This is a genomic window from Tsukamurella sp. NPDC003166 (assembly GCF_040611135.1).
In the GTDB taxonomy this organism is placed as follows: Bacteria; Actinomycetota; Actinomycetes; order Mycobacteriales; family Mycobacteriaceae; genus Tsukamurella.
The window spans coordinates 309,405-329,770 of the sequence record NZ_JBEXNL010000004.1; the positions used below are offsets into that span (position 1 = coordinate 309,405).

Annotated in this window: 19 protein-coding genes and 1 pseudogene; 10 read left to right on the plus strand and 10 right to left on the minus strand. The window is 70.0% G+C overall.

Annotated features, from left to right (window positions below; translation table 11 throughout):
• Positions 1 to 54: 54 nt before the first annotated feature.
• Positions 55 to 653, plus strand: a pseudogene (locus ABZX10_RS07455) (antibiotic biosynthesis monooxygenase).
• Here ABZX10_RS07455 and ABZX10_RS07460 read toward each other — a convergent pair.
• The 8 genes from ABZX10_RS07460 to ABZX10_RS07495 all read right to left on the minus strand — a co-directional run bounded on the left by ABZX10_RS07460 (position 631) and on the right by ABZX10_RS07495 (position 9,466).
• Positions 631 to 1,998 (minus strand): NAD(P)/FAD-dependent oxidoreductase, encoded by a 1,368-nt coding sequence (locus ABZX10_RS07460; RefSeq protein ID WP_355536585.1) that lies wholly within the window; start codon positions 1,996 to 1,998, stop codon positions 631 to 633. The pseudogene ABZX10_RS07455 and the gene ABZX10_RS07460 overlap by 23 nt on opposite strands.
• The gene (locus ABZX10_RS07465) at positions 1,995 to 2,690 is read right to left on the minus strand and encodes a transporter (RefSeq protein ID WP_355536588.1); all 696 of its coding nucleotides are present in this window, start codon (positions 2,688 to 2,690) and stop codon (positions 1,995 to 1,997) included. Before ABZX10_RS07465 ends, ABZX10_RS07460 begins: the two co-directional genes overlap by 4 nt.
• Before the next feature lie 16 nt (positions 2,691 to 2,706).
• A complete protein-coding gene (locus tag ABZX10_RS07470; RefSeq protein WP_355536591.1) occupies positions 2,707 to 4,005 on the minus strand; it encodes an FAD-binding oxidoreductase in 1,299 nt (432 codons plus the stop codon).
• Complete coding sequence (locus tag ABZX10_RS07475; protein WP_355536594.1) at positions 4,002 to 4,400, minus strand: acyl-CoA hydrolase; 399 nt, start codon at positions 4,398 to 4,400, stop codon at positions 4,002 to 4,004. Before ABZX10_RS07475 ends, ABZX10_RS07470 begins: the two co-directional genes overlap by 4 nt.
• Before the next feature lie 122 nt (positions 4,401 to 4,522).
• A complete protein-coding gene (locus ABZX10_RS07480; RefSeq protein WP_355536597.1) occupies positions 4,523 to 5,980 on the minus strand; it encodes an aldehyde dehydrogenase in 1,458 nt (485 codons plus the stop codon).
• A 26-nt stretch (positions 5,981 to 6,006) separates the two neighbouring features.
• A complete protein-coding gene (locus ABZX10_RS07485) occupies positions 6,007 to 7,101 on the minus strand; it encodes a Zn-dependent alcohol dehydrogenase (protein WP_355536600.1) in 1,095 nt (364 codons plus the stop codon).
• A gap of 27 nt (positions 7,102 to 7,128) precedes the next feature.
• Positions 7,129 to 7,896, minus strand: coding sequence for an enoyl-CoA hydratase/isomerase family protein (locus tag ABZX10_RS07490; RefSeq protein ID WP_355536603.1), 768 nt, complete (start codon positions 7,894 to 7,896; stop codon positions 7,129 to 7,131).
• Positions 7,897 to 7,906: 10 nt separating this feature from the next.
• A complete protein-coding gene (locus ABZX10_RS07495) occupies positions 7,907 to 9,466 on the minus strand; it encodes an AMP-binding protein (RefSeq protein WP_355536606.1) in 1,560 nt (519 codons plus the stop codon).
• 164 nt (positions 9,467 to 9,630) lie between these two features.
• Between ABZX10_RS07495 and ABZX10_RS07500 the strand changes: the two genes are divergently transcribed.
• Positions 9,631 to 10,326 carry a TetR/AcrR family transcriptional regulator gene (locus ABZX10_RS07500; RefSeq protein ID WP_355536609.1) on the plus strand — a complete coding sequence of 232 codons (696 nt, stop codon included), beginning with the start codon at positions 9,631 to 9,633 and terminating at the stop codon, positions 10,324 to 10,326.
• Here the strand turns inward: ABZX10_RS07500 and ABZX10_RS07505 are convergent.
• On the minus strand, positions 10,279 to 11,088 hold the full coding sequence (locus tag ABZX10_RS07505; protein WP_355536612.1) for a gamma-glutamyl-gamma-aminobutyrate hydrolase family protein: 810 nt from the start codon (positions 11,086 to 11,088) through the stop codon (positions 10,279 to 10,281). The two genes, ABZX10_RS07500 and ABZX10_RS07505, sit on opposite strands and share 48 nt — an antisense overlap.
• A 233-nt stretch (positions 11,089 to 11,321) precedes the next feature.
• Between ABZX10_RS07505 and ABZX10_RS07510 the strand changes: the two genes are divergently transcribed.
• The 5 genes from ABZX10_RS07510 to ABZX10_RS07530 are packed head-to-tail and all read left to right on the plus strand — an operon-like array spanning position 11,322 to position 17,186.
• Positions 11,322 to 12,839 carry an NAD(P)/FAD-dependent oxidoreductase gene (locus ABZX10_RS07510; RefSeq protein WP_355536615.1) on the plus strand — a complete coding sequence of 506 codons (1,518 nt, stop codon included), beginning with the start codon at positions 11,322 to 11,324 and terminating at the stop codon, positions 12,837 to 12,839.
• Positions 12,832 to 13,731 (plus strand): alpha/beta hydrolase, encoded by a 900-nt coding sequence (locus tag ABZX10_RS07515; RefSeq protein WP_355536618.1) that lies wholly within the window; start codon positions 12,832 to 12,834, stop codon positions 13,729 to 13,731. The genes ABZX10_RS07510 and ABZX10_RS07515 overlap by 8 nt, the downstream gene beginning before the upstream one ends.
• Entirely contained in the window at positions 13,728 to 15,143 is a 1,416-nt protein-coding gene (locus ABZX10_RS07520; RefSeq protein WP_355536621.1) for an APC family permease, read from the plus strand. The genes ABZX10_RS07515 and ABZX10_RS07520 overlap by 4 nt, the downstream gene beginning before the upstream one ends.
• A gap of 38 nt (positions 15,144 to 15,181) precedes the next feature.
• Positions 15,182 to 15,829 (plus strand): hypothetical protein, encoded by a 648-nt coding sequence (locus tag ABZX10_RS07525; RefSeq protein WP_355536624.1) that lies wholly within the window; start codon positions 15,182 to 15,184, stop codon positions 15,827 to 15,829.
• Entirely contained in the window at positions 15,822 to 17,186 is a 1,365-nt protein-coding gene (locus ABZX10_RS07530; RefSeq protein ID WP_355536631.1) for a glutamine synthetase, read from the plus strand. Before ABZX10_RS07525 ends, ABZX10_RS07530 begins: the two co-directional genes overlap by 8 nt.
• Before the next feature lie 40 nt (positions 17,187 to 17,226).
• Here the strand turns inward: ABZX10_RS07530 and ABZX10_RS07535 are convergent, their stop codons facing one another.
• The gene (locus tag ABZX10_RS07535; protein ID WP_355536634.1) at positions 17,227 to 18,447 is read right to left on the minus strand and encodes a helix-turn-helix domain-containing protein; all 1,221 of its coding nucleotides are present in this window, start codon (positions 18,445 to 18,447) and stop codon (positions 17,227 to 17,229) included.
• Between the two features lie 98 nt (positions 18,448 to 18,545).
• Here ABZX10_RS07535 and ABZX10_RS07540 point away from each other — a divergent pair, with 98 nt between their 5' ends.
• From ABZX10_RS07540 to gatC, 3 genes are read left to right on the plus strand one after another with little or no spacing between them, the layout of a single operon-like run.
• On the plus strand, positions 18,546 to 19,481 hold the full coding sequence (locus ABZX10_RS07540; protein WP_355536637.1) for an AraC family transcriptional regulator: 936 nt from the start codon (positions 18,546 to 18,548) through the stop codon (positions 19,479 to 19,481).
• Positions 19,478 to 20,035, plus strand: a complete 558-nt coding sequence (locus tag ABZX10_RS07545; protein WP_355536640.1) for a dihydrofolate reductase family protein — start codon at positions 19,478 to 19,480, stop codon at positions 20,033 to 20,035. Before ABZX10_RS07540 ends, ABZX10_RS07545 begins: the two co-directional genes overlap by 4 nt.
• 21 nt (positions 20,036 to 20,056) lie before the next feature.
• Positions 20,057 to 20,365: an Asp-tRNA(Asn)/Glu-tRNA(Gln) amidotransferase subunit GatC gene (gene gatC, locus ABZX10_RS07550; protein ID WP_068744598.1), complete on the plus strand. Its 309-nt coding sequence runs from the start codon at positions 20,057 to 20,059 to the stop codon at positions 20,363 to 20,365.
• Position 20,366 lies beyond the last annotated feature (1 nt).

Genomic DNA, 20,366 nt, shown 5'->3' on the forward strand with positions numbered 1-20,366 from the left:
GATCACACCGCTCCCGTTGGCCGTGGGATGCCCGCGTCCTCGACACTTATGCGCATGCCCACCGATACCCGTTCGGAGGCGCCCGAGGCCCACAAGGCCGCGCTCACCTCCGTCGCCCGACGCATCTCTCCCGGTCGCGAACACGACTTCCTGGCTTGGACCGATGCGGGAATCGCCCTGGCTCGAACCTATCCCGGGTTCCTGGGCGGCGGATGGGTGCGCTCCGCGCACCAGTCCGACGAGTACTTCGTGATCTACCGTTTCGCCTCGGACCCCGAGCTCGCCCAATGGCAGCGCTCGCGGGTGCGCAAGCACTGGCTCCAGCGGGCGAGGGCGTGGCGGTGGAGACCGCCACACACCGCCTGTCCGGGATCGAGGGCTGGTTCTCCCCGCAGGCCGACGGTGCCGGGCCCGTCGCAGCACCCGTGGTGAGGGTCCCTCCACGGTGGAAGCAGGCCGTGGCGATCTGGCTGGGATTCTTCCCGCTGTCGCTCCTGATCAACTTCCTGGTGCTGCCCCACCTACCGCTCGGCTCCCACGGCTGGGACCTGGGGGCGCGAACCCTGATCGCGACACTGATCAACACGCCGCTCATGGTGTTCCTGGTCCTGCCGTGGATCACCGCCCGCATCAAGCCCTGGCTGGAGCGCTAGCGCCGAGCTCGGCGAGCACCGCGAGCGCGGAGCGCTCGCCCGAGGCCGCCGCGTCGGCGAGCGAGGGCAGGTCCAGCTGGTAGTCGCCGGCGAAGTGGATGGGTCCGAGCGGGTCCCGCAACACGGGCAGCGACGTGCGCCGGCCCGGTGCCCAGAACGGCACGACGCGGCGGTGCTTGCGTACGACCGGATCTGCGCCGAGCTTGCCGCGCAGTTCCGGGAAGATCGAGATCAGGTCGGCGGAGAACCGCGCGACGATCTCCTCGTCCGGGAGGTCGAACAGCGCGTCCGCGCGGGCACCGCCGGCGAAGCACGCGAGCGCGCCGCCCGGCGTGCGGGGGCCGCTGCGGCGCAGCGCCGCCGCGTGGTTGAACATCGCCTGGAAGGACAGCTGCGGCGCCGAGACGCCGAAGAAATCGTCCCACCGCTGCGGGCCGTCCTCCTCGGTGAAGAAGCCCACGATCACGTACCGGCCGTAGGTGATGTCGTTCAGGGCGCTGCGCTGCTGCTGCGGCAGGCCGTCGACGATCCGCTCCGTGATGTCGGCGGGGGTGCTCACGATGGCCCGGCGGGCGCGCAGCCGGACGGGCTGGTCACCGTCGAGGTAGTCGACGATCACCCCGTCCCCGTCGGGGCGCACCTGCTGCACCGCCGCGTTCAGGCGGATGCGGCCGCCGAGGTCCTCGGCCAGTACGTCGGTGAGGGACTGGTTTCCGCCGCGCGGCAGGGTGAAGTTGGGAATCTTCTCCGGATCGGCGAGCGCGAGCCCCACCGAGGTGACGAACTGCGTCGCCGCAGTCTCCTCGGGCTCGCAGCCCATCCACTGCGCCGACCACGAGCGGACGATCTGATCCGCCAATGTCGAACTCACGCCCTTGAGCAGGTAGGACGCCACGCGCGTCTCCATCGTCGCCCGGACCTTCTGCGCGACCTTGCTCTGCGACTCGAGGAAGGGCATCGCCGCGATGATCCGGCTGCCGATCAGGGCCATGCCGAGCCGGTCCTTCATCGTCATCTTCGTCTTGAACATGAGCGCCAACGGGTTCGAGGTGTCGACCATCCCACCGCCCAGATACAGCGCGAGGCTGGTGCCCGCGAGGGACCCCATCTCGATGCCGTGTCGGTGCAGCGCGTCGATGAGCGTGCCGTTGCCCTCGGTGAACTGCGTCCCGACGTTCACCCAGTAGTCGCCGCGGCGCACCGTCTCGACCCGCCCGCCGGTGCGGCCGGAGGACTCGAGGACGACGACGTCGGCGCTCGGAGCGAGCGTGGTGGCCGCCATCAGGCCGGACATGCCGGCGCCGATGACCACGACGTCGTGGACGGCGTTCTCGGTGGCGTTCATGCGTGGACTCCGTTCGTGAGTCGGCCGGTCGCCGCGTCGGCGCGCTTGTTGTGGGCGTCGAACGCGGTGTAGGCGCGGTAGTAGGTGAACATCTGCAGGCCCCAGGTGGCCAGCGCCAGCGTGTAGAACACCGGCCGATCGACCATGTCGGCCTCGGGGATCGGGAAGAAGTCGTAGGTGATCGCGATGAAGAATCCGAACAGCGTCGCGATCCCGGCCCACGCCGCGTGCTTGCGTTCGCCCATGTCCCAGAGTCGCTTGCAGAAGTAGACGACGAAGCAGCTGGCGAGCACGTTGGCGGTGATCAGGAAGATCTCGGCGGCGAGCTTGTACGACGACTCGTGGTAGCCGAGAAAGACGAATCCGCCGACCGCGGCCAGGGCGAAGGCACCGATCTCCACGGCGAGAGACGGCGTGTACCGGTGCGTCACCTGCAGGAGCCCCAGCACGAGGATCAGAGTGATGCCGAAGGAACGCGAGAACGCGTCAAGGAAGGACGCGAAGGTGTACATCGGGCTGTCGTGGCCGGCCTTGATCGCTGCGAACACCATGAAGTTGGTGCACGAGGTCGCGACGATCATCCACTCGAGTCCGAGCAGATAGTTGTGGTGCTTGCGGATGAACGTGATGCCGAAGGTGTAGCCGACGGCGATCGCCCAGACGACGGCGACCATGAACAGGATCTCGATCATGATGACTCTCCTTGCACTAGCCGGTGATGGTGGATAGACGATCCGCCGCGCGGTCGGCGAGCCAGCCGGCGTACAGGGCGGGATTGCTGACGACGCTGGGCCAGAAACGCTTGTCTCCGTGCCAGATCGCCTCGAGGTCCTCATGGCGCGGCGCGCCGCCGACGTGGTCGGCCAGCAGGTGTCCCACGTACTGCGCCTGGGCGAAGCCGTGGCCGTTGCAGGCCTGCGAGTACAGCACGTTGCGAGAGGCTTCGCCGGCCGCGGGCAGCCAGGTGGAGCTCATGGAGATCCACCCGCCCCAGACGCTCCGGAACCGCACGTCGCCGAGGCCGGGGAAGCGCTCGCCGAAGCCGCGGACCAGGTCGTCGATGACGGCGCGCGAGGGAGCGCGCTCCGGCAGGGGGTTTCGACCCGCCTCCACACGGCGCGTGCCGAAGACGACGGTGCCCCTCGGGGTGACCCGATGGTTCTCGATGATCATGTGCAGCGAAACCATCGGCGCGCGGCTGGTCCAGCCGATCCGATCCAGCCGGTCCTGTGCGATCGGCTCGGTCTCCAGCAACGAGGTGTACGTCGGGGTCGCGAGGTTCTTCGGGGCGATCGACAGGGATCCGGTGTCCGCATTGGTCATCAGGAGCGCGCGGTCGGCGCGGATGGTGCCGCCGGGGGTTTCGACGGTGACCCCGTCCCCGGTGTCGACGACATCGCGGGCCGGGGTGTACTCGTACACCCGGACGCCGGCGGCGATGGTCGCCTCCCGCAGTCCGAGGACGAACTCGCCGGGGTTCAGCGTGCCGCCGATGCCCTCGCGGACGCCGCCGAGGAAGCCCTCGGGCAGGCCGGCCTCGCGCCCGTCGACGAACTCGGCGTGTGCACCGGATTCCTGCAGGACGCCGGCGATGCGACGGGCCCGACGTAGCTGGCCCTTCGTGACGGCGGCCATGACGATCCCGGTCTTCACGTGCCCGCACTCGATGCCGTGCCGCTCGATCGCGTTCTCCGCGAACAGGACCGCGTTGTGGGCGTATCGATACAGTGACCGCAGCCGGTCCGGCTTGAGGAGATGGCCCAGCATCTCCGGGTCGGCGGCGATGGAGTTGGTGATGTAGCCGGCGTTGCGTCCGCTCGCTCCCCAGCCCAGGGATTTGGCCTCGAGCAACACCACGTCGGCGCCGCTCTCGGCGAGGCGGATCGCGGCGGACATACCACCCCCGCCGCCGCCGATCACCACCACGTCGCAGTCGGTGTCGCCGATCAGCCGGGGTTCGACGATGGGCGGAGGCGCCGCCCATCCGGTTTCGTACAGGAGTTTCACTGCTCCGCCTCCTTCGGCAGGACGCCGGTGCCCCGGGCGCGGACGGCGACGAGTGGGGTGTCGAGTACTCGAGAGCTACCGCTGTCGTCGGTCGCGCGGCACAGGATCCGGAGTTCGAAGTCGATCGTGCGACTGCGAGTGCCTTTCGTTGCGAGCACGGCCTGCGCCTCCACGACATCGCCGCCGCGGACTGGTGCGAGGAATTCGACGGAGGAGTAGCCGGCGAACAGCCCCTCGTGGCCGTCCACTTCGATGCCGAGGTTGGTGCCGACATCGCCGAAGAGCCTGAGTGCGAAGGCTCCGTCGACCAGATTGCCCGCGTAGTGCGCGTCCGAGAAGGCGACATAGCGTCGATGGATGACGGTGGGGGTGTCGGTGGTGGGTGAGGTGTTCATGGTGTCTTCCGTTGTGGCGGCGATAGCAGATCAAATGTCTTGATCTAATGACTGACTATGACGATATGCGTGACCGCTGTCACAGTCAAGGTGGTGCGGGGTTCGTCCCGATTCGGACGGAACTACAGGGGCAAATCGGGCGAATCGACGCCGACCACGCGGTCGCCGCAGAAGACGCGCACGGATTCGGCGGGCCCGTGGCCGCCGATACCCGCTGTGCCCCAGAAGCTCTGCGCGGAACCGTCGGCGAGGTCGGCGACCTTCGCGCCGTTGATCCGCACCTCGCCGGACATCACTCGGGAGCCGATGTCGACGGCGCGGGTCAGATCGGTGCCGAAGACGTACGCGTCGAGGCCCGACGGTGCCGCGTTCGCGGCCCGCAGGGCCTCCTCGTCGGAGTCGACGGCGTGCAGGCTGATGACGGGACCGAAGAGCTCCGCGTTCGCGTCGGCAGCGTCCAAGCCGGAGGCGATGGTGGGGGAGAGGAAGAATCCGCCCAGGTCGGGCAGGATTCCGGGCTGGTGGATCGTGGCGCCCTTGCTGCGTAGCTCGTCGATTCGCGCCGTCAGGGTGGCGAAGTGCGGCGCGTTGGAGATCGGACCCACCGCGGCGGCCTCGTCGAGCGAATTGCCGATCGGCAGAGCACCGATCCGGCCCACCAGCGCGTCCAGCAGTGGTGCCACCAGGCTGCGGTGCACGAGCACCTTGCCCGGGCCCTCGCACCACTGGCCGTTGAGCTTCGTCATGCCCTCGAGCAGGCCGTCCGCGGCGACGTCGACGTCGGCGTCTTCGAGAACCAGGGCAGGGTTGTTCCCGCCGAGCTCCAACTGAAGGGTCTTGAAGTCCTCGGCACCGGCCCGGGCGATGGCTCGACCGGCGTTCGGGCCACCGGTGAAGGAGACCGCCTTGATGCGGCGGTCGCCGGTGAGCGCAGCGCCGACCTCACCGAAGCCGTGCACGAGCTGGAGGGCACCGGCGGGCAGGCCCGCCTCGACGAAGGACTCCACGACGATCTGCGCACTGGCCGGCGCGTGCTCGGAGGGCTTGAGGATCACGGGGCAGCCCGCGGCCAGCGCGCTCACCGTCTTGGCGGCGGGGATGAAGCTCGGACCGTTCCAGGGCGTGAGGATCGCCGTCGGGCCCAGCGGAACCTTGTACAGGCGCACGTCGCGCCCGCCGGCCTCGAGCGCCGTGCGCCGCGGGATGCTGCGGAGTTCCGCTGCGGCACCGCGGATTCGGTACGGGAGGAACGCGGCGACCTTCCGCGTGTTGGTGATGGTGGTGCCGCTGGTCAGCGCATCGGCGTGGGCGAGGTCCTCGAGACGGGTCTGAAGGATGTCCGCGGCGCGCTCGATCACGTGCGCCCGCTCCTCGGTCGCGGCGTCCTCCCACCGATCGAAACCGTACGAGTCGTGCGCGTGCTGAAGGGCACGCTCGACGTCCGCCGCGCTCGTCGTGACGGCACGGTGGATCGGCTCGCGAGTATTGGGGTCGAGGTTCCAGACGTCGGGCACGATCTCGGCCGCGACCCACTCGTCGGCGATGTAGTTGATCGGTTGGGGCAGTGTCGGGTTCGACATGGCAGGTTCTCCTGGTGAGGTGGGGGTCAGACGGTGAGGTCGGCGACGATGCGGGTCACGTCGCCCGACTTCATCGCTTCGAAGCCCTCATTGATCTCGGTGAACGGGATGACCTTCGTGACCATCTCGTCGAGCAGAAGGCGACCCTGCAGGTAGAGGCGGGCGAACTCCGCGATGTCCTCCTGCGCCTGGCCGGATCCCATGTAGGAGCCGATCAGCTTCTTCTCTCCGAAGAAGAAGTCCGACGCGGGGATCTGCAGGTCGGTGCCGTCGGGCGTGATGCCGACGAGAACCGCGGTGCCAGTGGGGCGGAGCGCGGCGAAGGCGGTCTGCGCAGTGCGGGCCGAGCCGACGGCCTCGAAGGCGTAGTCCACTCCGTCGCCGAGGAGCTCGCGGATCGCGGCGGGCACGTCGGTGGCGCCGCCCACCACGTGGGTCGCGCCGTACGCGCGCGAGGCCTCGAGGCGGGCGTCGTCGAGGTCGATCGCGACGATAGCCGACGCGCCGGCCATGCGCGCGCCCTGGATGATCGCGGATCCGACGCCGCCGCAGCCGATCACGGCCACCGTCGAGCCGGGACGGATCTGCGCGCCCCGGAAGACCGCGCCCACGCCGGTGATGATGCAGCAGGAGAGCAGGCAGCCCACGTGCAGGCCGACCTCGTCGGGCATCTTCACCAGGGTGTTCTCGCGCATGAGGATGTGCCTGGAGAAGGCGCCCACGCTGCCGAGGCGGTCCACGACCGTCCCGTCGGGCAGCGTGAAGGCGGGCCGTTGCCGCACCCGGACCTCCGCCTGCCGCTGACACTGCGTGGAGTGCCCGGCGGCGCAGTTCCGGCATTTCCCGCAGGACGGGGTCAGCGCGCCGACCACGCGGTCGCCGGGCGCGAAATCGGTCACCGCGGAGCCGACGGATTCGACGATGCCGGCGACCTCGTGGCCCACGACCACGGGGAGATCCGCGCCGACGGTGCCGGTCATGTAGTGCAGGTCGCTGTGGCACAGGCCCACATGGGTCACGGCGACGCGGACCTCGTGCGCCTCGGGGTCGTCGACCAGGATGTCGGTGAGGACGAGCGGGGTGTTGATCGCCGAGAGGACGGCGGCTTGCGTGGTGATCATGGTGGTGTCCTTCGTCGGTGGGTGCCGTCAGCGCGTGCTGGTGGCCGTGTTCTTGTTCGCCCAGAAGCCCTCGACGCCGTCGGTGAAAGCGCCGGAGTCCCAGGCCTCCTGGGCGGCCTCGTCCTCGCGGGCGAACGCGGCTTCGATGTCCTCGGAGCGCGCACGCAGAAGGCGCAGGTGCAGGCCCGTGATTCGCGGGTCGGAGTTCCACGACCGGGCGAGCGCGGCGGCGTGATCGGTGAGCGAATCGGCGGGGACGATCTCGTCGAGCAGGCCGATGCGCAGCGCATCCTCGGCGTCGATCCGCTGGGAGCCCAGCACGATCCGCATCGCGTGGTTGCGCACGAGCCGGGTCATCAGGAAGCTCGACGCGTTCGAGATGATGATGCCGCGGTGGTTCTCGGGCTGGTAGTACTGGGTGTTCGGGGTCCCGACCCGGCCGTCGCAGCAGAGCGTGATCTCCGACGCGCCGCCCACCGCGATGCCGTTGACCGCGGCGATCACGGGGACCCTGGTTTCGAGGATCGCGCGGGTGATGTCGTGGAAGGTGGCGAAGGCCTCGCGGATCTCGGCGTAGGTGGTGGGCACGGCGGCGAGGTCCTCGCCGGCGGAGAAGGCGCGACCCGTGCCCGTGAGCACGATGCCGCGGACCAGGTCACCGGTGCCGAAGCGCCGGATCTCCTGGGCCAGGAGCACCCGCGTGGGTACGTCCATCACGTTCAGCTTCTCAGGACGGTTCAGCGTGAGGACGGCGACGTCCTCGTCGACGCTGGCGTCGAGGTGGGTCTCGGTCATGGCTTCTCGCTCACCTTCCGGTCGCGGCGACACGCGCCGGCTGCAGGTCGTAGGTGGTGCCGGGGTGTTCTACGGCGCGGGCCTTGAGGGCGGGCTTGGCGATCCGCTCCGACGGGGTGCGCGGGAAGTCCGCGACGAACTCGACGTAGCGAGGCACCTTGAACTTCGCCAGCTGGATACGGGCACCGTCGACGATGCGCTGCGCGGTGGCGCGGTCCGGGGCGATCCCGGGCGCGAGCTGGACGAAGGCCTTGACCTCCTCGCCGAACAGTTCGTCGGGCTCGGCGACGACGGCGGCGGCGACGACGGTCTCGTCGCGCTCGAGCGTCCGCTCGACCTCGCTGCTGGCGATGTTCTCGCCGCCGCGGCGGACCATGTCCTTCATGCGCCCGACGATGCGATACGAACCGTCCTCCCGGACGGCGACGTCGCCGGTGTGCAGCCAGCCGTCCCGGATCGTCTCCGCCGTGGCGTCGGGGCGGTTCCAGTAGCCCAGCATCATCGGGCGGCCGGAGGTGATCAGCTCGCCGGGCTCGCCGTCGGCCACGTCGGTGCCGTCGGGGGCGACCACGCGGACCGTCTTCCCGGGTACCGGGCGGCCCAGGCGGCCGCTGCCCACATCGGCGGTGTCCGCGGGGAGGCTCGCCAGGTCGGCGCCGGACTCGGTCATGCCGAAGATCTCGCGCCACGGTGCGCCCCAGCGCTCCTCAAGCTGCGCGTGCAGGCCGGCGGGGATGGCGGAGCACAGGATCAGGCGGAGCCGGTTGTCGCGGTCCTCGTCCGTCGGGGCCTGCTTGAACAGGAGCGTGGGCATGGAGCCGAGGACATAGCAGAAGGTGACGCCGTGGCGCCGCACGTCGGCCATGAATCCCGACGCCGAAAACTTCGGCAGAACCACGAGCGGGGCGCCGATGGTCAACGCCAGCGCGGTGTTCCACTGCGGGTCCATGTACGAGTACGGCTGCGAGGTGAGGATGACGTCATCGGCACCGAGGCCCGCCGTCTCCGCGCAGATGGCGCCCAGCCGGGTCCAGTAGTCGTGGGTCAGCATGCAGGCCTTGGGGAATCCGGTGGTCCCGGAGGTGTACTGCAGGTTGGCGAGGGTGTCGGGCTCGACGGTGACCTCGGGTGCGGTCCCGGGGAACCCGTCCAGGCCGGCGGGGGTGCCGGCATCGATCACGCGGACGTCGAGCGGATCCGTCCCGGCGGCGGCGACCTCGGCGACGACGGGGGCGTGCGCGTCGTCGGTCACGATCAGGCGCGCACCGGAATCGCGCAGTACGAAGTCGAGGTCGGCGTGCCGGTACGCGGAGTTGACGGGGACGACGACGCCGCCGGCCTTGAGGACCGCGAGCCAGCAGATCGGCCATTCCACCGTGTTCGGCAGCATGAGCGCCACCCGGTCGCCGGCCCGGACCCCGTCCACCTCCACCAGACGGTGTGCGAGGCGCGAGGTCCAGTCGTCGACCTGCGCGAACGTCCAGGAGCCGGCGTCGAATCGGAGGAACTCTCGATCCCCGGCGACGGCCGCGCGGAGCGCGAGCAGGTCGAGGAGGGTCGTTCGGGACATGGGCTTTCCTCTCGGGTTTGTGATGCTGGTCATAGACGCTAGCGGAACTAGATCAATTGAACAAGACGTATGACCAAGAGTGTGGCGAAATACCCCACCTGCGGCCGCGCCAGGTATTCTGGGATTGACTTGATCGGGCGTCACGATCGACATGAGGAGCGGCTGTGGCACGGATACCGGCGGCGGAGCGTCGCGTGGAGTTGATCGACGCGGCGGTGCTCGTCATCGCCGAGAACGGCGTCGACGGCGCGACCACCCGCAGGATCGCGGACCGCGCCGGCGCGCCGCTCGCGACCTTGCACTACTGCTTCGCGTCCAAGGAACTGCTGTTCGGGGCGGTGTACGAGCGCATCGCCGCGGGGTATCGCGAGGTGCTCACCGAGAGCGACGTGCATGGCGACGTGGCGACCACGGCACGCGGGCTGATGCGCGGCATCCTTGAGTGGTATGTCGCCCATCCCGAGATCTCCTCCGCGATCTTCGAACTCATCAGCTGGGCGCAGCGGCAGGACGCCGCGAAGGCGACGGGGATCTACGATCAGGCCGGCGACACCGTCCGTTCGATCCTCTCCGCGGATGCCGCGGCGGCGGGAGAGCGGGTCGACGCGGCGACGATCGACCGGCTCGCGACGGCGATCGCGGCCCTGTCCGACGGCTTCGCGATCAACTGGATGGTGGACCGTTCGACCGGGAAAGCGATGGACATCGACCTCGCGATCTCGATGCTGGACGCGTGGATGGCGGCGAACCTCGCTGATGAGAGCGGCGCCGGGGTCGATGACCGGGAACACCAGCCGGCCGAGGTCTCGGAGTCAGGCGGTTCGCTCGCAAGCCTGGTCTCGTGGGTGGACGTGGGCTGAGGCCGCCCCTACGAGCCACTCGAGCGCACCGTCGGGCGTCTCCATCCATTCGGGGTGCCACTGCACTCCGAGCACCTCGGAACCCGGCAGTTCGACGGATTCGACGACACCGTCGGGCGTGCGGCCCGTGACGACGAGTCCCCGCCCGCATGCGTCCACGGCCTGGTGGTGCCAGGAGTTGGTGCGGCGGCTCGCGCCGAAGACGCTGTGCGCCAGCGAACCCGGCTCGAAGTCGACCACATGCTCCGGGGCGCCGTCCGAGAGCGGCCCTGTCTCCATGAGATGCCGGACGGGGCCCGGCGGCAGGTCCGGGACGAGCGTCCCACCGAGGGTCACGTTGAGGACCTGCAGGCCTCGGCACACCCCGAGGAGGGGGATCCGTGCGTCGAGCGCAGCGCGCACCGTCGCCGACTCGAAATCGTCGCGATGGTGGTCGTGCGCATTCGGATCCGACTCGGGGGCGATGTCTTTCACGACGGACTCGTCGCCGCCCCAATAGCGCGGGTGCACATCCTGGCCGCCGGTGATCACGACGCCCGAGAGCCACTCGCAGAGCTCCTCCGGGTCGGCGTCGTAGGGCAACATCACCGGGACTCCGCCCGCGCGGGCGATCCGGACGGCGAAATCGGTGAAGAAGGCGTCCGTGAGGCGATCGCCGTAGCCGGGGTGCGCGCCCTCGATGAGTCCCATCCGGAATCGCCGGCCGGTCAGGCCGATCAGCGGCTTGCGGCACCGGCGTTCCGATGCGTCGGGGTCTGTCATGGTGAATCCTCTCTGTGGACGCTCCGACCAGACTCATAGACGAACGATAGGGTCGAATGACCAGAATCGTGCGCGACGCATTCTTCCTTGTCAAGACGGTGGGCGAGCGCACGGTGTGATGTGGTGCACAGTGCACACCCGCCCGCGTGGATGTGGAGCATCGTGATGTGGATCATATGACCAACTATCCGGCAGTCTTGGGACACATCGATCACGACACCGGAAGGCCCACGATGAGCGCACCCAAGCCCCAGCCCGAAGAGTTCGACATCGTCATCATCGGAGCCGGCATCGCCGGCATCGGCGCCGCGAAATACATCACCGAGGCGTTCCCCGGCAAGCGGGTGGTAATGCTCGAGGGGCGCGCGAAGATCGGCGGCACCTGGGACCTGTTCAAATACCCCGGCATCCGCTCCGACAACGGCCTGCATACCTACGGCTACGAGTTCAAGCCGTGGACCGACCCCGACGCCATCGCCGAGGCCCCGAAGATCCTGAACTACCTGCAGGAGACGATCGACGAGTACGGCCTGGGCCGGCTCATCCGGTTCGAGCACGCCGTGCAGCACGCCTCGTGGTCGTCCGCCGACGCGCGCTGGACCCTCCACCTGCAGACCCCCGACGGCGAGAAGACGATCACCACGAGCTGGATCTTCGCCGGCACCGGCTACTACCGCTACGACGAGGGCTACACCCCGCACTTCGATGGCCGAGAGGACTTCCAGGGCGACATCCTGCACCCGCAGCACTGGCCCGAGGACTACGACTACGCCGGCAAGAAGGTCGTGGTGATCGGCAGCGGAGCGACCGCCGTGACCATGATCCCGTCGATGCTGAACCATGCGGGCGCCGCCGCGCACGTCACCATGCTCCAGCGCACGCCGACCTACGTGGTCGCCTGGCCGAAGGTCGATTCCATGGCGCTGCTCTTCACCAAGTGGTTCGGCGAGAAGCGGGGCTACGCCATCACCCGGTTCACGAGCATCTGGGCCGAACGCGGCCAGGTGAAGTTCATGCGTGCCTTCCCGAAGATCGCACGGGCTCTGGTCCGGAAGCAGAACACGTCGCGGTTGCCCGAGGGCTACGCGGTGGACACCCACTTCAACCCGCCGTACGACCCGTGGGACCAGCGCCTGTGCCTGTCACCCGACGGCGACTTCTTCGAGGCACTGAGCAGCGGTAACGCCTCCATCACGACCGACAGGATCGAGCGATTCACCAAGGCGGGGATCGCGCTCGAGTCCGGCGAGCACCTCGACGCGGACCTCATCGTCACCGCGACGGGGCTGAACATGCGGCTCCTCGGCGGGATCGAGTTCGACGTCGACGGCGAGCCGGTCAACATCCCGGACACCACCGCGTACCGTGGCACCCTGCTCACTGGTCTGCCCAATGTCTCCATCGCGATCGGTTACACCACGTCCGCGTGGACCCTGAAGATCGGCATCGTCGCCCGCTACCTCTGCAACCTCATGGGGCACATGGATGCCTTCGGCTACGACAGCGTCCGGGTCGACGCCGACCCCACGATGGAGCGCCGGCCGATCCTGGACCTCAGTTCGGGCTACGCCCAGCGGGCCAAGGACGTCATCCCGAAGCAGGGCACAGGCATGTTCCAGATGTCGATGTCGTACCAGCAGGACGCGAAGATCCTGCGCGGGCCGCTGCTCGACGACGCGCTGCAGTTCGGTTCCACCCGCGACGACGTCCGCGGTGTCGCGGCTCAGGCGAAGGAGCGGATCGATGCCTGAGGATCTGGACCGGTTCGCCGTGCTCCCCGGCGGCACGCGCGTCTGCTACCGGGTGGACGGCCCCGTCGGCGGTGTTCCCGTCCTGCTCGTCGCCGGCCTCGCAGAGGACCTGACGACGTGGTCCGAACGGTTCGTCTCGGCCCTCACGGCCACCGGCTACCGGGTGATCCGGATGGACAACCGCGACTGCGGCCGATCGACGTATGCCACGACCCCGCCGCCGAGCACGCTGCGCCAGGTGCTCGCCCGGCCCCGCAAGGACGCCTACACGCTCGCCGACCTGGCGTGCGATATCGCGCAGCTGATCGAGCACCTGGGCATCGGGCCCGTGCACCTGGTCGGCCGGTCCATGGGCGGCATGATCGCCCAGACCGTGGCCGCCCGGTACCCGCACCTGGTCCGGACCCTCACCTCGCTGTACTCGACCACGGGCGACACGAGGGTGGGGCAGCCGGCCCCGTCGACCTGGGTCCTGCTCGCCGCGTCGCCGCCGAAGGACCGGGAGGGCGCGATCCGCGCGCACCTGCGGATGACCGCGCACCTCAGCGGGAAGGCGTACCCGATCGACGAGGCCGAGGAGACCGCGCACGCCGGCACCACCTGGGACCGTACCGCGGGCGACGGTGCCGAGGGCACCTCCCGGCAGCTGCAGGCCATCCAGGCCTCGGGTGACCGCACGGCGGAGATAGCCCGGATCACGGCGCCCACGCTCGTGATCAACGGCGACCGCGACCTCATCGTCGCGCCGTCCGGCGGCGACGCCACCGCGGCCGCGATCCCCGGCGCGCGCCACGTCGTCATCCCCGGCATGGGACACCATCTCCCGGATGCTCTCGCGCTCCGCGTCGCCGACCTCGTCGTCGGTCATCTCGACCGGGCGGTCGCGCGATGACCACCGAGGCGCCGTCGACCGACACCGGGCTGGAGCGGACCCTCGGGGTCCCGCAGATCGTCTTCATGGTCGTGGCCGTGGCGGCGCCGCTGACGGTCTTCGCCGGGCTGATCCCCCTGATGCTCGGGACCGGCAACGGCATCGGAACGCCCGTCGACTTCCTCATCGTGGGCGCGGTGCTCCTGCTGTTCACGGTCGGCTACTCGGCGATGACGCCCGAGGTCAGCAGCGCGGGCGCGTTCTACTCCTACGTTCAGCGCGGCCTCGGCACGACCGCCGGGCTGGGCGCCGCGGCGCTCGCGCTGGTGACGTACTCGGTCCTGATGATCGCGGTGAGCGCGTACCTCGGCGCCGCTGCGGCCACCGTCGTCGAGAACGTCTCCGGCGTCGCTATCCCGTGGTGGGTGCCCACCGCGGCCGGGCTGACGCTGATCGGCGTCCTCGGCTACCGCAACGTCGAGGTCAGCGCCCGCGTGCTGGGTGTGCTACTCGTCGCCGAGATCGGCATCGTCGTCGTGGTCGACGCCGCGATCGTGCTGCGCGGCGGCGCCGCGGGCCTGTCGGCGCAGCCGCTCTCCTGGAGCGCCTTCACGAGCGGCGCCGTCGGGACCGGGATCATGTTCGCCGTCTTCGGTTTCGTCGGCTTCGAGGCGACGGCGGTGTTCCGGTCGGAGGCCGAGGATCCCGATCGCACGATCCCACGGGCCACGTACATCGCGGTGCTCGTGATCGCGGTCGTCTACGCCGTCTCCTCGTGGGCCATGATCATCGGCCTGGGCGTCGATCGCGCCTCGGGCCTCGCCGCCGCGGACCCCGAGGGGCTCGCTCCCGGGCTCGCGACGCGCTACGTCTCGCACGTCGCCCACGACGTGGTGCAGGTGCTACTCGTCACGAGCTTCTTCGCGTGCATCCTCACCGCCCACAACGTGGTCTCTCGCTACCTGTTCGCCCTCGGGCGGCAGGAGGCGGTGCCGCGCCGACTCGGCTCCGCGCATCCGGTGCATCGATCGCCGCACGCCGCGTCGGTGCTGACCTCCCTGGTGATCGGGGCGCTCGTCGCGCTCACCGTCGTCGCCGGGCTGCACCCCGTCACCGAGGTGTACGCCTGGTTCGGCGGCGCGGGGACACTCGGTCTGGTCGCGCTGCTCACCCTGACCTCCGCCGCCGTCGTCGTGCACTTCCGCCGGCAGCGCACCGCGAGCGCGTGGCGGGGCACCGTCGCGCCGGCTCTCTCCTTGGTGGCGCTCGCGGCGATCCTCGTGCTCGTCGTGCGCAACTTCGAGCTCCTCGTCGGCTCGCGGGCGCTGGCGAACGTCTTCCTCGGCGTGCTCGCCGCCGCGTTCGTCACGGGCCTTCTCCGGGCCGTGGCGCTGCGCCGTCGACGGCCCGACGCGTACGCCGCGTTCGAATGACATCGGTCCCGTGAAAATCCGTTGAACAAGGAATCCCCATGAACAGCACCACACTTCCCGCGACCGACGCCGCGCCGCGGGCTCGGATCGCGATCGACGACGACGCCACGCCCATCGTCCGGCTGATCGGACGAACGCTCCGCGACGCGGACCGCCTCGGCCACGCCGCCGACGTCCTCGCGCGCTCCTGCGGCACCGTCGCCGTGCGCTCGCACACCACCCCGCAGGCCGCCACCGTCACCTTCGCCGACGGTGCCGTGACCGTCACGGGCGGCGTGTTCGCCCCGACCGACGCGACGGTCGTCGTCGACCTGGACGACCGGCTCGCGCGGAGGGGATCCGACGGTGACCCCGAGCTCGCGGACGCGATGCACCGGGCCCTGCAGGTTCCCCTGCCCGAGTGGCGCGAGGCCGCGGCCCGGTTCTGGGACATCACCCGCGGCGTCCCCGGCGTACCGGACGTGCTCGTCGCCGTCGCGGCGGGGCCGGACGGCCGCGAGGAGGCCCGGTTCGGATCGGGCCCGTCGGCCTACCGCATCGTCGGCACCCCCGACGCGCTCGCCGGCCTGTTCACCGGCACCGATTTCCTCCTCTCCGCCCTGGAGCGCGGCTTGCGCGTTCAGGGGAGCATGGCCCAGCTCTCGACCATGACCGCCGCTTCCTGGAAGGCCCGCTTCGATGTCTGATCCCACCCGCGCTGTCACCCCCACCGGCCCGCCGGTCAAGGCCTACCGCGTCGAGGCCACCAACCACGACGGCAGCTTCATGGGCAAGAACGTCACCCCCGCGAAGTTCGAGTCCGGGCGCACCTCCGGCTTCGCCTTCGCCGACGTCCTCTTCGCCATCGACATGGGCACCGACATCGTCTTCGGCGACCCGTATCCCGAGTGGCGGGGCAACCTCTACGACATCTCGCTGCAGCCCGACATGAACACGCTGGTGGAGTGGAAGCCCGGCGTGCAGTCGGTGATCGGCGACTTCTGGCTCCGGGACGGCAGCCCCAACCCGATCTGCCCCCGCAACCTCATGCGTCGGCAGATCGACCGCCTTGCGGAGCTGGGGTACGCCGCCACCGTCGCGGTGGAGATCGAGACCACCCTGTTCGAGGAGTCCATCCAGGAGGCCCGGGCCCGCGGCTACCGCGACCTCACGCCGCTGGGCGGCGAGACCGGCGCCACCTACAACCTCGCCCGGTCGTCGGACTGGACCGACTACATGGAGGCCGTGACGGACCGGCTCGACGAGCTCGGCATCGTCTGGGAGGCGTGGACGGACGAGGCCGCGCCGGGCCAGACCGAGCTGAACATCGCGCCCACCGACCCGCTCACCGTCGCCGACTCGTGGGTGCGCACCAAGCAGGTCATGCGTGAGATCGCCTGCGAGAAGGGGCGATCGGTCACCTTCATGGCCAAGCCGACCGCCGGCTTCGGGCAGGGCGCGCACCTGAACGTCTCGCTGCAGCGCGACGGCGAGAACCGGTTCTACGCTCCCGACGGCCCATCCGAGCTCATGCTCAACGCCGTCGGCGGGCTCATGGCGACGATGGCGGGCAACACACTCCTCGCGCTGCCCCAGATCACCTCGTACCGCCGCCTCGTCGACGTCTCCGGGCCGCCGACCACCATCACCTGGGGCGTGAACAACAAGACCGCGGCGCTGCGGGCCATCGCGGGCCACCCGAGGTACTCCCGGCTCGAGTACCGGGTGCCGGGCTCCGACGTCAATCCCTACTACGCGATCGCCGGCCTGCTCGCCGGGATCGTCGCGGGGATCGAGAAGAAGCTGCAGGCACCGCCGCAGGTCGACGACATGGCGTGGTGCCTACCCGACGACTGCGGCGTCGAGCGGATCCCGGATTCGATGACGAAGGCCATCGCGGCGCTGGACGGCGACCCGCTGCTGCGCGAGTACCTCGGCGACGAGTTCGTCGACTTCTGGACCGCGTCGCGCCGGTGGGAGTGGATGCAGTTCCACACCACCGGCGGGGACCCGTACGTGGATCTCTCCGAGTGGGAGTCCCGCCGGTACTTCGAGTTCTCCTGAATCGTCGCGCCTTTCCGGGCCGCCGGCCACGCCGACGTCGTCAGTCGCGCAACTGCACCAGCATGAGCGCGGCGACGATGGAGGTGGCGTTCTCGGCCAGCGGCGCGGGGAGCAGCTGGCCGGCCCGGGCGAGCCGCCGCTCGACCGTGTTGCGGTGCGTGTACAGCCGCTCCGCCGCGGCGGAGGCGTTGAACCGCTCCTGGACGTAGGTGAGGACCGTCTCCCGCAGTACCGCGTCGGCGGTCGCGAAGTCGCCGAGGGTGTCGGTCACGAACTTGTCCGCCTGCGACATGTCCGCGGTGAGCACGGAGACCAGCGCCACGTCCTCGTAGCGCACCACCGCCCGCGCGGAGCCGACCCGCGCGAGTACGCGTTGCGCGGCGGCGGCGTCGAGGTGGGTCCGGCGGAATCCCTCGATGTCGTCGCCCGGCCTGCCGAGGGCCACCCGGATACCGGGCCGGTCGGCGAGTGCGGTCCGCACCGACTCCGCCTCGGGCACCGACTCGGCCGGCATCCAGACCCACAGGGCGGATGAACTCGCGTTCAAGGTCAGGCGTCGCCCCGCGCCGCAGGTGCGCATCACCGTCTCCGCAGCGGCGTCGAGCTCAGCAGCCGCTTCGGCGGACTCGCTCCAGATGATCACCGCCACATGACTGCCGGTCAACGAGTATCCCAGCTGCGCCTCGGCCCGGGCGCGACCGATCGGCGCTCCTTCGAGGAGCAGCTGGGCGGTCGCGTGGCGTTCGGCACTGGCGCCCCGCGCGAGTTCCGCCCGCTCCTGTTCGACGTACGCGTCGAGGGCGGCGATCGAGTCGTCGATGAAGGTCGACATCGACCGTTCGGACACCTTCATGAGCTCGCGCAGCTCATCGAGGTCGTCGGTGACCGCGAAGCACTCGTCCACCCAGGCCTCCCAGGCGCCGTGTTGCGCACCCCGCCACGAGCCGAGGTCGTGCATGTCCATGCCGCGGCGCACCACGTCACGGGCGAACTGGAGGATCTCCGGGGCCAGGTTCGGCGGTACTCGACCGCCGGGGAACTGGACGTTGGACATCAGCCAATGCAGCATGTTGGCGCGGTTCATCTGCCGGTCGGCGGCGGCCAACTGCGGGTCCTCGATCAGGGCACGGTAGTCCGCCGATTGCTGCGCGACCGCCGTCAGCTCGTCGGCCGCCGCATCGGTGGAGAGTAGAAGGTGTTCCGCGACCTCTCGTATCAGGGCAGCGGTGCGCCCGTGCACGCGCGGCCACGACGATTCCACCGTCGGACTATAGCCCCGGCGGAGTTGCGGACCCGCACGAACCGATCGAGCAAGAACGGTCAAGCGGCGGCGGGCCCCGGCGGCAGATACTGGTGCACATGTCCGAACCCGTTGACCCGCTGCGGCGGCTCCTCGACGCCGTGCTCGCCGAGCCGCACGACGATCTCGACGCCATGGCGGCCGGCGCGTACAGCTCACCGTCCCACTTCGCTCGGCGGGTCTCCGCGGGCGTCGGCGAGCCGCCCGTCGCGCTCCGCCGACGCATCCTCCTCGAACGAGCCGCCTGGCAGCTGCAGCGCGGTTCGACGGTGACCGACGCAGCCTTCGCGGCCGGCTACGGGTCCGTCGAGGGATTCATCCGCGCCTTCGCGCGCGCCTACGGGCACTCGCCGACCGGGTTGCCGCGCACCGTCGGGCATTGGCTCCCGGCGCCCAACGGCCTGCACTTCCACTCCCCGACGGTGCTCTACGTCGATGCCGGGGAGGGGCATGCGGATTCGTCGGGGAACGTGCTGGCGCTGCAGGTGCAGCACGACGCGGCCGACATCGGGGCGCTGCTCGATGCGGTCGCCGCGCTGGCACCCGACGAGTACCGGAAGGTGCGGCTGCCGGGGTCGCGGCCGCGGCACTGGGAGGGCCCCGACGAGTCACTGGCGCAGGTGATGTGGCACCTCGTGTTCAGCACCGCGCCCTGGCACGCGTCCATCGCCGGCGAACCCGCTCCCGAGCTGCCGCCCGACGAGGATCCCGCCGCCCTCGCCCGGGCGCACGCGGAGAACTCGCCGCGGTGGCTCGGCCTGATCCGCGACGTCGACCGGCGCGGGGCGTGGGGCGACCGCGTGATCGACGCGCTGTGCGACCCGCCCGAGTCGTTCCTGCTGTCCCAGATCGTCGCGCACGAGCTGACCTTCTCCGCGCACCGTCGGCTGCTGGCGCGCTGGATGCTCGCGGACGCGGGCGTCGCCGTCGATACCCCCGAAATGGACCCCGACCCCATCATCTGGCACCGGAGAATGACGGGAGGACCACAATGACATCTCCGAAGACCGCCTACAGCTACTACACCGCTTCCACGCTCGACGGCTTCCTCGCCGACTCGAACGACAGCCTGGACTGGCTGCTCAGCCAGCCGATCGACGAGGCCGGGCCGATGAACATCGAGGAGTACATGGCCGGGGTGGGCGCGATCGTCATGTGCTACACCACCTACCAGTGGGTGGTCGACCGGGTCGAGGCCGGCGACGAGCCCTGGTACTACGCGGACTACCCGGTGTTCGTGTTCACCCACCGGGAGCTGTCGCCCATCCACCCCGGCGTCCGCTTCATCGCGGGTGAGCCGGCCGCACACCGGGAGCAACTGGAGGGGGCCGCAGGGGATAAGGGCGTGTGGGTCGTGGGCGGCGGCGACCTCGCCGCCCAGTTCGCCGAGGCCGGAATGCTCGACGAGGTGGTGATCAGCTACGCGCCCGCCACCGTCGGTGCGGGGCGGCCCCTGTTCCCGCGGGCCTTCGACTTCGAGCTGGTGGAGTGGGCGCGGAACAAGGCCTTCCTCTGCGGCCGCTACCGGGTGGTGGGGGCGCGCGGCTGAGCGCCGCCTAGGATCAGAGGCATGTCTGCCATCTCCCGGGACGAGGTCGCGCACCTCGCGCGACTGTCGCGCCTCGCCGTCACCGACGAAGAGCTCGACGTGTTCGCCACGCAGCTCGATTCGATCCTCGAGCACGTCAAGGTGGTGACCGAGATCGGCTCCGACGGTGCCGATACCGACGTCGCGCCGCTGACGCTGCCGGTCGGCAATGTGAACGTCGATCGGGCCGACGTGCCGGTGCCCGGCCTCACGCCGGAGCAGGCACTCTCCGGCGCGCCCGCCCGCGAGGGCGACCGCTTCGCCGTGCCGCGCATCCTGGGGGAGGAGTGAC

Bases quoted from the DNA above. Each gene is read 5' to 3' on its own strand.
- ABZX10_RS07460 (WP_355536585.1), bottom strand. From the start codon at position 1,998: ATGAACGCCACCGAGAACGCCGTCCACGACGTCGTGGTCATCGGCGCC.
- ABZX10_RS07465 (WP_355536588.1), bottom strand. From the start codon at position 2,690: ATGATCGAGATCCTGTTCATGGTCGCCGTCGTCTGGGCGATCGCCGTC.
- ABZX10_RS07475 (WP_355536594.1), bottom strand. From the start codon at position 4,400: ATGAACACCTCACCCACCACCGACACCCCCACCGTCATCCATCGACGC.
- ABZX10_RS07480 (WP_355536597.1), bottom strand. From the start codon at position 5,980: ATGTCGAACCCGACACTGCCCCAACCGATCAACTACATCGCCGACGAG.
- ABZX10_RS07485 (WP_355536600.1), bottom strand. From the start codon at position 7,101: ATGATCACCACGCAAGCCGCCGTCCTCTCGGCGATCAACACCCCGCTC.
- ABZX10_RS07490 (WP_355536603.1), bottom strand. From the start codon at position 7,896: ATGACCGAGACCCACCTCGACGCCAGCGTCGACGAGGACGTCGCCGTC.
- ABZX10_RS07495 (WP_355536606.1), bottom strand. From the start codon at position 9,466: ATGTCCCGAACGACCCTCCTCGACCTGCTCGCGCTCCGCGCGGCCGTC.
- ABZX10_RS07505 (WP_355536612.1), bottom strand. From the start codon at position 11,088: ATGACAGACCCCGACGCATCGGAACGCCGGTGCCGCAAGCCGCTGATC.
- ABZX10_RS07510 (WP_355536615.1), top strand. From the start codon at position 11,322: ATGAGCGCACCCAAGCCCCAGCCCGAAGAGTTCGACATCGTCATCATC.
- ABZX10_RS07515 (WP_355536618.1), top strand. From the start codon at position 12,832: ATGCCTGAGGATCTGGACCGGTTCGCCGTGCTCCCCGGCGGCACGCGC.
- ABZX10_RS07520 (WP_355536621.1), top strand. From the start codon at position 13,728: ATGACCACCGAGGCGCCGTCGACCGACACCGGGCTGGAGCGGACCCTC.
- ABZX10_RS07525 (WP_355536624.1), top strand. From the start codon at position 15,182: ATGAACAGCACCACACTTCCCGCGACCGACGCCGCGCCGCGGGCTCGG.
- ABZX10_RS07530 (WP_355536631.1), top strand. From the start codon at position 15,822: ATGTCTGATCCCACCCGCGCTGTCACCCCCACCGGCCCGCCGGTCAAG.
- ABZX10_RS07540 (WP_355536637.1), top strand. From the start codon at position 18,546: ATGTCCGAACCCGTTGACCCGCTGCGGCGGCTCCTCGACGCCGTGCTC.
- ABZX10_RS07545 (WP_355536640.1), top strand. From the start codon at position 19,478: ATGACATCTCCGAAGACCGCCTACAGCTACTACACCGCTTCCACGCTC.
- gatC (WP_068744598.1), top strand. From the start codon at position 20,057: ATGTCTGCCATCTCCCGGGACGAGGTCGCGCACCTCGCGCGACTGTCG.